Annotated in this window: 13 protein-coding genes; 7 read left to right on the top strand and 6 right to left on the bottom strand. The window is 31.8% G+C overall.

What is annotated here, in order from left to right; genetic code table 11:
* Positions 1-21: 21 nt before the first annotated feature.
* From ETU10_RS03010 to ETU10_RS03035, 6 genes are all read right to left on the bottom strand, one after another.
* A complete protein-coding gene (locus ETU10_RS03010; protein WP_146309786.1) occupies positions 22-1,701 on the bottom strand; it encodes a diflavin oxidoreductase in 1,680 nt (559 codons plus the stop codon).
* Positions 1,691-2,506 (bottom strand): uroporphyrinogen-III C-methyltransferase, encoded by an 816-nt coding sequence (gene cobA / locus ETU10_RS03015; RefSeq protein WP_146309788.1) that lies wholly within the window; start codon positions 2,504-2,506, stop codon positions 1,691-1,693. The genes ETU10_RS03010 and cobA overlap by 11 nt, the downstream gene beginning before the upstream one ends.
* A 73-nt stretch (positions 2,507-2,579) precedes the next feature.
* Entirely contained in the window at positions 2,580-3,812 is a 1,233-nt protein-coding gene (locus tag ETU10_RS03020; RefSeq protein WP_146309790.1) for a sulfate adenylyltransferase subunit 1, read from the bottom strand.
* Between the two features lie 52 nt (positions 3,813-3,864).
* A complete protein-coding gene (cysD, locus tag ETU10_RS03025) occupies positions 3,865-4,770 on the bottom strand; it encodes a sulfate adenylyltransferase subunit CysD (protein ID WP_146309792.1) in 906 nt (301 codons plus the stop codon).
* 48 nt (positions 4,771-4,818) lie between these two features.
* Positions 4,819-5,517: a phosphoadenylyl-sulfate reductase gene (locus ETU10_RS03030; RefSeq protein ID WP_146309794.1), complete on the bottom strand. Its 699-nt coding sequence runs from the start codon at positions 5,515-5,517 to the stop codon at positions 4,819-4,821.
* 467 nt (positions 5,518-5,984) lie between these two features.
* Positions 5,985-7,505 carry a polyamine aminopropyltransferase gene (locus ETU10_RS03035; protein WP_146309796.1) on the bottom strand — a complete coding sequence of 507 codons (1,521 nt, stop codon included), beginning with the start codon at positions 7,503-7,505 and terminating at the stop codon, positions 5,985-5,987.
* 43 nt (positions 7,506-7,548) lie between these two features.
* On the opposite strand from ETU10_RS03035, the gene ETU10_RS03040 reads away from it, so the two are divergent.
* The 7 genes from ETU10_RS03040 (at position 7,549) to ETU10_RS03070 (ending at position 13,690) form a co-directional block, all read left to right on the top strand.
* Positions 7,549-8,136, top strand: a complete 588-nt coding sequence (locus tag ETU10_RS03040; RefSeq protein ID WP_146262199.1) for a hypothetical protein — start codon at positions 7,549-7,551, stop codon at positions 8,134-8,136.
* Positions 8,072-9,271, top strand: a complete 1,200-nt coding sequence (locus ETU10_RS03045) for a glutathionylspermidine synthase family protein (protein WP_146309798.1) — start codon at positions 8,072-8,074, stop codon at positions 9,269-9,271. Before ETU10_RS03040 ends, ETU10_RS03045 begins: the two co-directional genes overlap by 65 nt.
* 3 nt (positions 9,272-9,274) lie before the next feature.
* Positions 9,275-9,607 (top strand): adenosylmethionine decarboxylase, encoded by a 333-nt coding sequence (gene speD / locus ETU10_RS03050; protein WP_146309800.1) that lies wholly within the window; start codon positions 9,275-9,277, stop codon positions 9,605-9,607.
* 181 nt (positions 9,608-9,788) lie between these two features.
* Positions 9,789-11,162: a tRNA uridine-5-carboxymethylaminomethyl(34) synthesis GTPase MnmE gene (gene mnmE, locus ETU10_RS03055; protein WP_146309802.1), complete on the top strand. Its 1,374-nt coding sequence runs from the start codon at positions 9,789-9,791 to the stop codon at positions 11,160-11,162.
* Between the two features lie 219 nt (positions 11,163-11,381).
* Complete coding sequence (locus ETU10_RS03060) at positions 11,382-11,792, top strand: helix-turn-helix domain-containing protein (protein ID WP_146309804.1); 411 nt, start codon at positions 11,382-11,384, stop codon at positions 11,790-11,792.
* A 6-nt stretch (positions 11,793-11,798) separates the two neighbouring features.
* Positions 11,799-12,905: a site-specific integrase gene (locus ETU10_RS03065; protein ID WP_146309806.1), complete on the top strand. Its 1,107-nt coding sequence runs from the start codon at positions 11,799-11,801 to the stop codon at positions 12,903-12,905.
* A gap of 290 nt (positions 12,906-13,195) precedes the next feature.
* Positions 13,196-13,690, top strand: a complete 495-nt coding sequence (locus tag ETU10_RS03070) for a hypothetical protein (RefSeq protein ID WP_146309808.1) — start codon at positions 13,196-13,198, stop codon at positions 13,688-13,690.
* Positions 13,691-13,774: the final 84 nt, after the last annotated feature.

The following is a 13,774-nucleotide window of genomic DNA, read 5'->3' on the forward strand; positions in this document are numbered from 1 at the left end:
ATATTTTTAGGCTAGGGAGTATTAATAAACATCTTTTTGGTATCGGCCATTTAATTCTAAATCATCTAGATATGCAATAGCATCTTCTTTACTTATATTGGCTTCCTTTTCAATAATTTCGATTAAAGTTTTATCAACATCTAAACTCATAGGGTCTTTTTGCCCGCAGATATAAAGATAAGCTCCATTTGAAATCCAATCATATATTTCTTTGGAATGTTCCTTTAATCGATCTTGAACATATATTTTATTTTTTTGATCTCTGGAGAAGGCGGTATCTAAGTGAGTTAATACTCCCGTAGATAACCATTCTTGTATTTCTGTTTGATAGTAAAAATCTTTTACAAAATGTTGCTCACCAAAGAATAACCAATTGCGTCCTTCTGCCCCAGTGGCATCTCTGTGAGCAATAAAACTTCTAAAAGGAGCTATACCAGTACCTGGACCAATCATAATGATATCTTTATCATCTGCAGGTAACCGGAAATTATTATTTTTATGTATATAGAAAGGTAAGGTTTCGTTTAGAGTATAGTTTGCTAAAAATTGAGAGCATAGACCGGTTTTGACTAGTCCATCAACCTTAAATTTGTCTAAAGAAACAGCAATATGTAACTCTCCGTCGTGTGCTTCCGGTGAAGAGGCAATGGAATATAAGCGTGGAGATATGGGGTTTAATAAACTCAATACATCATTAATATCAACTGAATTGCTTGGATATTTTTTTAATAAGTCTATTAAATCAATTTTAGATTCTTTAATCTCAATTTTAAAAAGATTCGAAAATTTTTCTAAAGATTTTCCGGATAATCCTCGGATATTTTTAGTCAAAAATTCAGTTGATCTACCTTCCTCATTTAAAAGTTTGGCTATTTCAATGGTTTCATTCTCATTGTTTTTTGGGTAAAATCCTATGGCATCTCCAGGTTGAAAATCAACTTCTTCTTCCGGTTCTATTTCTATATGATAGGTTTCTTTATTAGAACCTATGTCATTAAGAATTACCTTATGTTTAACAATTCCCGTATAAGATTTTTTTTGATTTGATGTAGCAATCTTAGTGGTCTCTATTTGGATTGATAAGCTTGGGCTTGCTGAATTTTGAATAAAATTAAGGATTTGATTGAACCAACTTTTAGCTACTGGCATAAAGTCAACATCGGAAGGCGTAAAGTTTATAATACGCTGTCCTCCTAACTTTTCTAAATTTTTATCTATATCTTCTCCAGCTTTGCAAAATAGGGGATAAGAACTATCTCCCAAACCTAAAACACAAAATTGCGTATTTCTTAAGTTTGCATTTGATTGCTCTAAAGATTGATAAAAATTCGTAGCACTTACAGGAGGCTCTCCTTCTCCTTGCGTACTCATAATGATTAGAAGGAACTTTTCTTTTTCAAGTTTGTCTAATGGATATTGAGAAGCATCATAGGTTTTTGACTGAATTTTATTTTGCTTTAGTAATTTTTGTAATTGTAAAGCAACCTTTTTAGAATTTCCAGTCTCAGTACCATAGATTATGGTTGGCTTAATCAAAGGAGCAGGTGTTGAATTTAAATTTGTGCTTGGAGTAGCTTCCAAAGAGGTTGGATTTCCACCTCCTTCTAAAATTCCGCTTAAGTATCCATTGATCCAAAGAAGCTCGTCTCTAGAAAATTTTTTAATTAGTTCTTTAAATTCTAAAATATGATTAGTTTGCATGTTGCAGAGTTGTTATATGGTTGTCAAAATAAGATTCGGTCTTTGTAATTTCTTGAATCCATGCAAATGATTTATGTAAATGCACTACTTTGCCTATAATAATAAGTGTAGGAACATATTCAAATTCTGGTAATTTATTTGTTTTTAGCTCGCCAAATGAAAATGTCTGGGTTTGTTGATAGGGGGTGGTTGCTTGTTGTATAATCGCTAGCCCCTTAGAGTCCTCTATTTGATGGGAGATTAAGTAGTTGGTCAGTTGGTTTAATTTTTTTCCACTCATGTAAAAAACCAATGTATCTTCTGTTTTTGCCCAATCTTTCCATTGTTCTATGGTAATAGAATCTAAATCAAATAAAGTAAGAAAACGTACAGCTCTGGAGTATTCCCTTGCCGTTAATGGTATTGCTGAATAAGCCGCAGCACCAAATGCAGCAGAAATACCGGGGATGATTTCATAAGGAATATTGTGGGCTACTAATTCATCTAATTCATCTAAAATATTTGAAAAAAGAGAAGCATCACCTCCTTTTAGCCGTAGAACTAATTTTTCTTGCTTAGCGTATTTAACTAAAAGATGATTAATATCTTTTTGTGGAGTATGAATTCCTTTGGAACATTGTTTACCCACGTAAATAATCAATGCATCCTTACGAGCATGGTCTTGAATTAGCTGTGGAGAAACTAAGCGATCCGTTAAGATAACATCAGCCATATTTAGATATTTTAATGCTTTCACACTAATGAGTTCTGGATCTCCGGGGCCAGCTCCCGCTAAAATTACTTTACCTTTTTTTTCTGAAATCATATTTATTAGGCGGATCAAACTTAATTTATATTCTCAATGGATAAAAATTCTATTACAGTAGTAGGTTAATAATTTATAAAAACATTAATGCTCCAACTGTATTAAAAGTAGTTTCATCAATTAAAATTGCGTTTCCACTTTTCGGATTTTCTTTAAAGGAATCGTAAAAAATGGGTTGATTGGTTCGTAGGGAAATTTGTCCGATATCGTTTAATTTTATTTCATCAGCATCACTAAATTTCCAATCGTTAACTTCCCATTTGCGATCTATGGATTGTATTTTAACTCGAACAGATTTAAAACGGTGTTGAAGAATATAAGTTTTGCCTGTTTGAAGAGAGTTTTGATCTAACCAGCATATCCAACTTTTTAATTCATTGGAAGCTGTAGGTAATTTATCTACCTTAACAATGGAATCTCCTCTGCTAATATCTATATTGTCAGAGAGATGTAATACTGTACTATCTCCAGCCCAAACTTGTTCAACTTCCTCTTGTAATTTTTCAATCCTTGTAATAGTAGTTTCTATTTCTGAGGGAAGTATTTTCACCCTGTCACCAACTTTATAATTACCACTTAGTACAGGACCTGAGTAACCACGATAATCATGATATTTATCGTCTTTAGGCCGTATAACCCATTGCACTTGGAAACGAGCATCATTCAATTTTTGTGTAGGAATTTCTATACTTTCTAAAATATTTAGTAAGGTTTCTCCTGCGTACCAAGGAGTATTTTTAGACTTCTCTACGATATTATCACCGTTTAATGCGCTGATGGGTATATAAATAATCTCATCGAAATCTAAATGATCTTTAATAGTTTCAAAATCATTTTTAATATTATTGAAAACTTCCTCCGAGTAATTTTCTAAATCAATTTTATTTACGGTAACTATGGCTTTTTTTATTCCCATTAAAGAACCTATACTTGCATGTCTTTTGGTTTGGGTAGTTATTCCTTTTCTTGCATCTACTAAAAGTATGATAAGATCTGAATTGGATGCACCGGTAACCATGTTGCGGGTATATTGTTCGTGACCAGGAGCATCTGCAATAATAAATTTTCTTTTATGGGTAGAAAAATATTTATAAGCAACATCAATGGTGATTCCTTGCTCTCTTTCAGCTCTTAATCCATCAGTGATTAAAGATAGATCAACTTCTACACCTTCTTGTTTGGTTTGTTGTTTTAAAACTCCAAGTTGATCGGTATGAATACTTCCGGAATCGTATAATAATCTTCCGATAAGGGTACTTTTTCCATCATCAACATTTCCTGCAGTTATAAATTTTAGTGTGTTCATTTAATTTCCTTTTTCTTTTTAATACTTGAGTTGATTATTGGTGCAATTGTTCTTAAAAATAACCTTGTTTTTTTCTATCTTCCATGGCAGCTTCTGATAATTGGTCATCTAATCGTGTTTGCCCTCTTTCACTAATTCTTGTACTTATAATATCATCTATAATATCTTGAATAGTAGATGCGTTAGACGGAACTGCCGCTGTACAGGTCATATCTCCCACGGTTCTGTATCGAACTTTTTCTATAACAACTTTATCTTCCGGTAGAGGTTGTATAAATTTTGAAGTAGCAACAAGTTTATCTTGGTGTACGATACATTCACGATCATGGGCAAAATATAGACTAGGCAGTTCTATATTATTTTCTAAAATATAGTTCCAAACGTCTAGTTCTGTCCAGTTACTGATAGGAAATACCCGAACGTTATGATCCTTTTGAATTTTACCATTCAAAATATCCCATAATTCCGGTCGTTGCAACTTAGGATCCCATTGTCCAAAATCGTCTCTAACAGAAAAGATCCTTTCTTTTGCACGTGCTTTTTCCTCATCTCTTCTAGCTCCTCCAATGCAAGCATCAAAACTGTTTTCTTGTATAGTGTCTAGCAAAGAATAAGTTTGTAGAGAATTACGAGAAGGGAAACGGCCTTGGGTTTCTTTTAAATTATATTTTTTTATACTTTCCTCAACAGAACCCACAATTAGTTTCTCCCCAATTTTATTAACTAAATAATCTCTAAATTCTATGGCTTCTGGAAAGTTATGACCAGTGTCTATGTGTACCAAGGGGAATGGGAATTTTCCAGGGCGAAAAGCTTTAAGGGCTAGGTGTACTAAAACGATGGAGTCTTTGCCTCCTGAAAATAATAATGCAGGTTTCTCAAATTGAGCTGCTGTTTCTCTGAGTATATAAATAGCTTCGTCTTCTAGTTGATTTAAGTATTTTTTTGAGTTACTCATGGTATATTTTTTACAATTTGATTATGTTTTATATTACATTAATTTTGATTATGAACTATGCAGGCCGCATTCTTTTTTAGAGGCATCTTCCCACCACCATCTACCAGCTCGGAAATCCTCGCCTTTTTGTATGGCACGTGTGCAAGGAGCGCATCCTATACTTACAAAGCCTTGATCGTATAAAAGATTATAAGGGACCTTGTTTTGTTTTACGTAATCTTCAACCTCCTGTGTGTTCCAATGCAAGATAGGATTGTACTTATAAAGTTGGTAATGTTCGTCCCATTCTACTATATTTAAATTATTACGCGTAGCAGAATGCTCTGCTCTTAATCCGGTAATCCATACCGTAGCATCTTTAAGTGCTCTTTGTAAAGGTTCTACTTTACGTATATGACAACATTGTTTTCTTAATTCAATACTTTCATAAAATGGATTAATTCCTTTTTCTAATACAAATTTTTCAATACTTTCTGTATTTGGATAATAGGGTTTAATCGGATATTTGTATTTTAATAAAGTTTTACTCCATACAGAATAAGTTTCTTGGAAAAATCTACCAGTATCAAGTGTAAATACTTCAATATTATTTAAATTTTGAGAAAAAATAGCATCGGTAATTAATTGATCTTCCATACTAAAACTACTAGAAAATACAATTTTACCTTCTACCTTGTCATTCAGAAACTTTAAGTTTTCTTTAATGCTCTTGGGTTGATTTAGTATATCAATAATGCTTTGATCCATTTATTTTAGTTTTAATTCCTAGTATTCAACTAGGAAATGTTGTTTTTTAAATTTGTTACATAAAAAACTCCTCAAACTTTAATCTGAGGAGTTTTTTTATTATTTAGATGTTTTACCACATCAAGTAATAGTAAAATTACCCCTTTATAAGGAGCAACACATACAAAACTTGAAATATAAGACATACTGACTCATTCTTTTTGAACTTTATACAAAGTTATTTTTTTATTTTAAATATACAATAGATTTTACTTAAAAAATAAGAATGAATAATTTTTTAGACTAAAAAGATAAAATATAAGCATTAAGAGAATTATAAAAACTTTAATTAATAAAAATTATGTATACAATAACTATTTATTATGATTTTTTACCTTAATTTTAATTGATAAAATTTTTATAGAATTATATAAAATTTATTTAAATGCTTATGATTATAGTATTTGATAAGAGGGTACAGAGTTTATTTATTCGCTATTTGCATTTTCTTTCCATTGTTTCCATTCTTCTAGGAAATAATCAATAATAAAAGGATTATCCAAAGAATTAATTTTTGTTTTCTGCAAAGGAATATCTTTAGGGAAGTGGAAGGAACTTTGTACTAAACTAGCATCCAGATAAGATAAGTTTTCAGCTAATTCTATATTTTTAGGCATTTCTAAAGGATAATCAGCTGCTAGTGTAAACCCCCAATTTCCAAAAGAAGGTACAAAAGTTTGATAAGGTTTGGTAGATTGAAAAACATTTCCCAATGTATTAACAATACAGTTAAAAGTTTTATTGGTAAAATAAACGTCGCAAGATTGTGTAACAAATACTCCCTCTTTTTTTAAATTTTTTTTGACTAATAAATAAAATTGTTTACTATACAAACGAGCTAAAATATCATTGGAAGGATCGGGGAGATCGGCAATAATTAAATCAAAAGATTCTTTAGAGTTTTTTAAAAATAAAAAAGCATCCTCAGCGATTAAATGTACTTTTGGATTGAAGGCCGCTTTTTGATTAATCTTACTAATTTCAGCATTATTTTTAGATACATCAAACATAGCATTATCAATATCTACCACATCAATCTGTTTAATATTAGGGTGTTTTAAAAGTTCTCGGGTAGCTAAATTTTCTCCACCGCCTAATACTAAAACTTTTTCAGCTTTCGGAACCCAAAGTAAAGGAATATGAACCAGCATTTCATGGTACCTATATTCGTCTTTTGAGCTAAATTGTAATTGTCGGTTAAGAAATAATTTTACATCTTTTTCATTATTTTCAGTAAGTACAATTTTTTGATAAGGTGATTGTTTATTAAGTATAATAGGATTTTTATAAATCTTTTCTTCCCAGTTTTTTAATAAATGATTAGAAAACGATAATAAGATGGCTAAAAATAAAATGGATATTAGCCCTGCCAGAGAAATAAAATTCAATTTTTTACTAATGCAAAAGCAAACCCATATTCCTAAAGCAATATTTATTATACCAAATATTAATGAAGATTCAAATAAACCGAGAAAAGGCAAAAGAACAAAAGGGAATAAGAGAGTGGCTATTAATCCACCAATATAATCTAAAGAAAGAATGTTGGATAAAAAATTTTTATAGTTGTTTGAATCAAAAGCAAAAGTTAATAATGGAACTTCCATGCCGGTAAGCAGTCCTATCGTAAGCATAACGGTGTAACAGCTCCATTGCAAAACCGAAATGGGGAAAGTTACAAAAATAAAGTAAAGAATAGGAATGGATAATCCTCCTATAATTCCTAAAAGAAGTTCTGTGTAAATAAAATAATGGATAGGTTTATTTTTGAAATATTTAGATAGGTAGGCCCCTATTCCCATGGAAAATAAATATATCCCAATAAGGATGGAAAACTGAGTGATGCTATCTCCGATAAAGTAGCTAGCGGTAGCACTTATTAATAATTCATAAACAATAGAACATAATCCAGCAATAAAGACAGCCAGAGACAGAGAATATTTTACTTTCATTTAAATTTGTTAATTTTGCTTATCTAACTAAGGATTCACAAATATGAAAAAAAATATTTTAACTCTTAATAAGTTATCCAAAATAGCTTTGGGAGGTATTTTTATTGCAAGTACGTTTATGTTGAGCGCTTGCAAGGGAAATTCCAATGAGGAAGAAACGATAAGTGTAGAAGAAGTAAAGCCTACGAAAGGAGTGATAACGGAAATTGAAGAAGGGAAAGATGGGGAATTCAAAATTATAAGTGAGAAAACTATAGCAAATCCGGATGAATCTAAAGCTATTGTCCATTATGCAGATGGTAAGGTGGATACTTTAAATTCTACGCAGGTCAAAAATGAGATTGAAAAAGCTCCTTCAAGCCATGCAGGAACAGGTTTTCTTTCTGGAATTTTAATGTATTCTTTGATGTCTCGATTTATGGGGGGAGGAATGAATTCTAATTTTGTACCCAATCCTAATGCATATAAAACACCAGAAGCTTATAATCAAGCGAATCAAACCAATAACGAAGTAAACAGAACGGCTACCCGAACAGTTAGGACTATCAAAAATCCTAAATCTGGATTTGGATCTAAAAGCAGTAGTACTTCACGTTCAGGATTTAGATCCACCCGTTCTTATGGAGGATAGTAGATTTAAAAGAGTAAAGAGTTTTAAAAAAGCTCAGCTTCCTCCTGTCTTGCAATGGTTGGCAGGACAAGAATATTTTGTAGATGAAATGATTGGGATTTACTCGCAAGAAATGGAATCTTTTAAAAAACTTACGAATGAAACCTTTGATCTTTTCGTAAAAGCTACCGATCATCTAATTCAAAATAATCATTTAGACTATCTAGGAATTCCAAAATCCTTCCAGTCAGCGATCATTCATTCTTGGGAGAATAGAGCAGATTTTCCATTTTTTGCTGGGAGATTTGACTTCAATGGTGGAGTAGATGGTTTAGGATTGAGGGTTATTGAGTTTAATGCAGACACATTTAGTACACTTCCAGAAACTATTCTATGGCAAAAAATGCAAAATAGAGAGGCACAATCAACAGCTTTTAATTTCTTGGAAGATCATTTAATCACTCAATTTAAACAGCTAAAGCAATTTTTTAATTTTGAGGAGATACAAATGGTTGCTAGTTCGCTGGGGCATCCCGAAGATTTAGCCAACTGTAATACTATGCTTATGCAAGCTCATCAGGCAGGATTGCAGGTGTTGTATAAGGACTTAACCGACATAATTTTTTCAGAAGAAGAAGGATTATTTTATGAGTTAGGAAATGGAGAGTTTCAACCTATAGATATTTGGTTTAAAATGATTCCGTGGGATTGGATGTTTGAGTTTGAACCTGAATTGGCGCACACTTTGATAAAAATTTCACAAGATAGAAAAGTGATTGTATTAAATCCATTGTATACAACCCTTTGGCAAAATAAAAAATTTCTATCTTATATTACTGAAAAATTTCCAAACTCTCTAGTGGCAGAGACCTATAATAATTCAAATTTTTTACAAGAATATGTAAAAAAGCCCATGTATGGCAGAATTGGAGAAAATATAGAGGTTAAAACTGATAGTGTTGAAAAAACGGATGGAGATTACGAGAATCAACCTTGTGTATACCAAAAATATTATCCTTTGCCTAAAGATGAGGAGGAATATTCCTATCAATTTGGAATGTTTTATTCTGATCAGCCCTTAGCCTTTAATGTAAGGCATCAAGATTCTAAAATTATAAACGATGAGTGCGAATTTATTTCACACTTTTTAATCTAAGAAATGGTTGGTAAACATTTTATTTTAGACGTATTTGAGTGCGATGAACGATCTATTTCTTTTGTGAAGTCCATTCAAGAATTATGTAACAATTTGGTTAAGGTTTTAGAATTAAAAAAGGTTGAAGAAGCCTACAAGCAATTTCAACCCGTAGGAGTAACCGGGATTCTTCTTTTAGAAGAAAGTCATTTAAGTATTCATACATGGCCGGAAAAAAGGTATGCTGCTCTGGATGTTTTCTCTTGTCGACCTTTTGATGTAACTAAAGTTGAGGGTTTAGTTATTAAATGTTTTAAAACAAAAATCCTAAAGCCTACTTTAATTGATAGAGGTTAAACTAATATTTAGATAATTTATTTAAACAAGCTCTTAAATTCAATGGTGAAATTTAAGGGCTTAATTTTTTAAATATTAAATTTTAATTTTCGTTGTATAAAATATAAAATTCAATTATTTTAATCTTGATTCATAAATACTAACCTTATTCAAAAATGCTACATTTGTATCGTAATATTATATAATGTATCAAGATACCATTTGCGCATTAGCTACTCCTCAAGGAATTGGAGCTTTAGGGATTATTCGAGTTTCAGGTGAGAAATCCGTTGAAATTGTAAATTCTATATTCAAAGGTAAAAATTTAAGGGCTGTGCATAGCCATACCTTAAATTATGGTTATATTGTAAAAGAGGGAGAAATTATTGATGAGGTAATAGTTTCTGTTTTCTTAGCTCCTCGAACGTTTACCGCTGAAAATTTGGTGGAAATTTCCTGCCACGGTTCCTCTTATATATTACAGGAAATTCTAAATTTATTGGTAAAAAAAGGGTGTCGTTTGGCGTTAGCTGGTGAATTTACCCAGAGGGCTTTTCTAAATGGAAGAATAGATCTAAGTCAGGCAGAAGCTGTAGCCGATTTAATAGCTTCTGAAAATAAAGCTAGTCATGATTTAGCAATATCTCAAATGCGTGGTGGATTTTCCTCTTTGTTAAAAGAATTGAGAATAGAATTGTTAGATTTAGCTTCTCTATTGGAATTGGAATTGGATTTTTCTGAAGAAGATGTAGAATTTGCGGATCGTTCTCAGCTTTTACAATTACTCAATCAAATCCTGCAAGAAATTAATCCCTTAATTGAATCCTTTACTTATGGAAACGCTATTAAAAATGGTGTACCTGTAGCTATCATTGGGAAACCCAATGCTGGTAAGTCAACCCTTCTTAATGTATTATTAAATGAAGATCGGGCAATTGTTAGCGATATTGCAGGAACTACTCGAGACACCATTGAAGAGTCTATTAATATTAATGGAATTCAATTCCGATTTATTGATACCGCTGGGTTGAGAGAAACTCAGGATGCTATTGAAGCCATAGGGGTAGCTAAAGCATTAGAAAAAGCTAATACCGCTGCAATTATTCTTTATTTAGTTGATATTGAGACCTTAAGTTGGAAAGAAGTAGAAGTAGATTTAAATAGGCTTAAAAGAGAAAATGTATTTATAATTGTCTGTTTAAACAAGAAAGATAAAAATACTGATACCGAAAATACCGAACTTTCAAAAAGTACTGAAAATAAATATCCGGTTATTAAAATTTCTGCAAAAGAAAATATTAATTTAGAGCTATTAAAAGAAGAAATGTATTTGTATATAGAGAAACAAAAAGCATCTTCTCAAACCATTGTAAATAATACACGCCATCTAAATGCCTTATTAAAAGCCCAAGAATCCCTAGAATTATGTAAAGAAGGTTTGCAATCCGGATTAAGCAGCGAATTAGTAGCCATAGATCTACGTAGAGCCTTAGAAGCCTTGGGTGAGATTATTGGACAGGTTTCAAATGATGAATTACTCGGAAATATCTTTGGTAAGTTTTGTATCGGGAAGTAGTTATCTTTCTTTTGTTTGTTAACTATCTATAAATGTTATATTTAAGAGCAACTATGTTGCTCTTTTTTGTTGCCTAATTGCTTTATTTTGATTAAATTTGATGCACAGTTGTCGCCCAAGCATCAAGTTTGTTGCCCAAAGCACATCAAAAATATAGTATAGAGAAATGATGCACCAACTAGCTACATCAAGCTACTTTGTGCTAAAATTAGCAACATTATGAGTTCGAATATCAAAATACCAAAATTCTGTCAATTCTGTGGACAAGCCTTTGTTGCCCAAACCACCACTACTCGCTATTGTAGCCACAAGTGCAATTCTAGACACTATAAGCAAATCAAGAAAGAAGAAAAAATAAGAGCCACATTAAGTGAGCAAATTCAAAATGTAAGTTCTGCAAATCCAGAAACCTTGCAAAGTTTGCAAACCCTACAAAAACTCCCAATCCAAACCACCAACTTTATCAATCTTCGTGATAAAGAATTCCTAAGCGTACAAGAAACCGCTATTCTTTTAGGTGCTAGTCGTTGGACAATTCAAAGAATGATTAATCGTAACGAATTAAAAGCTTCTAAAATTGGGAGAAGAACAATAATAAAACGTACCGAAATCGATAATCTTTTTAAATGATGAATTATGAAAGTATCTTTAAGACAACGCAAAAAAGGCAACAAAATAACCTTGTACCTTGACTATTACGACAAAGGCAAACGTGAATACGAATATTTAGGTTTGTACTTAACACCTGAACCAGAAAAAGGAAGTTTGACAAAAGCTCAAAAAGATGAAAACAAAAAAATCTTAGAGCTAGCAGAAAGTATCAGAAGCAAAAGGCACTTGGAAGCACAAAATCAAATTTATGGTTTTAGAGATAAGGAGAAACAAAAAGGAAATTTCTTAACATTTTTTGAAGCACTAACAGAAAAGAAGAAAGCCAGCGTAGGTAATTATGGCAATTGGGATAGTACCAAAAAACATTTACAAGCGTATGATCCAAAAGGTATTTCATTTGAGCGTTTAGACAAAGATTGGTTAGAAGGTTTCAAAGACTATTTAGATAATGTTGCTATTACTAAAACAGGCGAACCCATATCTTTAAATACTAAATACTCTTATTTCAATAAAGTAATAGCAGCTTTAAAACAAGCATTAAAAGAAGGATTGCTAACATATAATCCAGCCGAACAAGTACAACCATTTCCACAAGACGAAGTTCAGAGAGAATTTTTATCTTTAGAGGAAGTTCAAACCTTAGTGCATACACCTTGTAAGAATGAAACACTAAAACGTATGTTTTTATTCTCGTGCCTTACAGGATTGCGTTGGTCAGATATTGAAAAGCTAAAATGGTCAGAAGTGCAATATTCAGAAAAGTTAGGTAATTTCTTACGTTTCAAACAACAGAAAACCAACGGAGCTGAAATGCAACCAATATCCGAAGATGCTCGAACATTTTTAGGCGAAGAAGGTAACCCAAAAGATAACGTGTTTACAGGGTTTAAATATGGCAATTGGAACAAAACCTTATTAAAAGATTGGATGACCAATGCAGGTATCAAAAAGCGTATTACATTCCATTGTGCGAGACATACTTATGCTATATTACAGTTAACGCTGGGGACTGATATTTACACCGTATCGAAGTTGTTAGGACATAAAAACCTATCCACTACCGAAATATACACTAAGGTTATTAATGAGAAAAAAATTGAAGCCGCTAACAAAATAAAACTGAACCTATAACTATGGGATTTATCAAAGAAACAGAAAGAGAAGTATTCTTAGTTGAAGAGTTAGAATTACGTATCATAATGGAAGCTGATATGTATAAACGTAATTGTGATGACTTATGGGAGCAATATAAATTTGATCCAGAGTATTTCAATAGTTTTATGTAAGGTCCTTTATTAAGTGAATATATACAAACTATATATACGAGGTCGCAACCTTTAAATAATAATGAAATCAATAAATGGCTAACAATTTCACTTAGCCAATTCAAAACGCATACACCAAAAGTAAGATATGAGTATATGAAGGAACAATTTTGGAAACAATACTGGTATCTAAATTTTGAACCCAAACCATATACAGAAATGGGCGAAATGTTTACTAGATATTTTGACCACGTTTTCAAATGGTACGAAAAGCATTTTCATATTTTTCAAGAAGCTACACAACAAGCTTTAGAAGATTTCAAGAAAGGTTATTTTGGCTCATTTGCTGATTTTAATAGAGCCATTAATCAACAAGAAGAAAAACCTAAGAACAAATTAAAAACCAATTTAAACGTAAAAGAAATAGCTTATTTATTCAGAGTATTATTTGATGAAGGTATTATAGATGCGAAACATAAAACAGATGTATTCAATTTTATCAGTGAAAGTTTCTCATCCAAAAAAGCAGACGATGTAAGTCCTAATTCCATCAAAAATGCTTTTGATACACCAGACTATAATGCAATGGATTTTTGGCATACAAAATTCATTCATTTTGCTCAAAAAGTAAAAAAAGACAAAGAAAAATAAACCATACAATCCCAATAAAATCAAGGGTTTAAGCTAGGGTTGCACAACCCTATGCAACTACTTTAGGGTTCATCTACTGCATTA

This window comes from Apibacter muscae, from assembly GCF_007845595.1.
GTDB lineage: Bacteria > Bacteroidota > Bacteroidia > Flavobacteriales > Weeksellaceae > Apibacter > Apibacter muscae.

Coding starts and splice junctions, on each gene's coding strand:
- ETU10_RS03035 (WP_146309796.1), bottom strand. CDS start 7,505: ATGAAAGTAAAATATTCTCTGTCTCTGGCTGTCTTTATTGCTGGATTA.
- cobA (WP_146309788.1), bottom strand. CDS start 2,506: ATGATTTCAGAAAAAAAAGGTAAAGTAATTTTAGCGGGAGCTGGCCCC.
- cysD (WP_146309792.1), bottom strand. CDS start 4,770: ATGAGTAACTCAAAAAAATACTTAAATCAACTAGAAGACGAAGCTATT.
- speD (WP_146309800.1), top strand. CDS start 9,275: ATGGTTGGTAAACATTTTATTTTAGACGTATTTGAGTGCGATGAACGA.
- ETU10_RS03020 (WP_146309790.1), bottom strand. CDS start 3,812: ATGAACACACTAAAATTTATAACTGCAGGAAATGTTGATGATGGAAAA.
- ETU10_RS03065 (WP_146309806.1), top strand. CDS start 11,799: ATGAAAGTATCTTTAAGACAACGCAAAAAAGGCAACAAAATAACCTTG.
- ETU10_RS03040 (WP_146262199.1), top strand. CDS start 7,549: ATGAAAAAAAATATTTTAACTCTTAATAAGTTATCCAAAATAGCTTTG.
- ETU10_RS03030 (WP_146309794.1), bottom strand. CDS start 5,517: ATGGATCAAAGCATTATTGATATACTAAATCAACCCAAGAGCATTAAA.
- ETU10_RS03070 (WP_146309808.1), top strand. CDS start 13,196: ATGAAGGAACAATTTTGGAAACAATACTGGTATCTAAATTTTGAACCC.
- ETU10_RS03060 (WP_146309804.1), top strand. CDS start 11,382: ATGAGTTCGAATATCAAAATACCAAAATTCTGTCAATTCTGTGGACAA.
- ETU10_RS03010 (WP_146309786.1), bottom strand. CDS start 1,701: ATGCAAACTAATCATATTTTAGAATTTAAAGAACTAATTAAAAAATTT.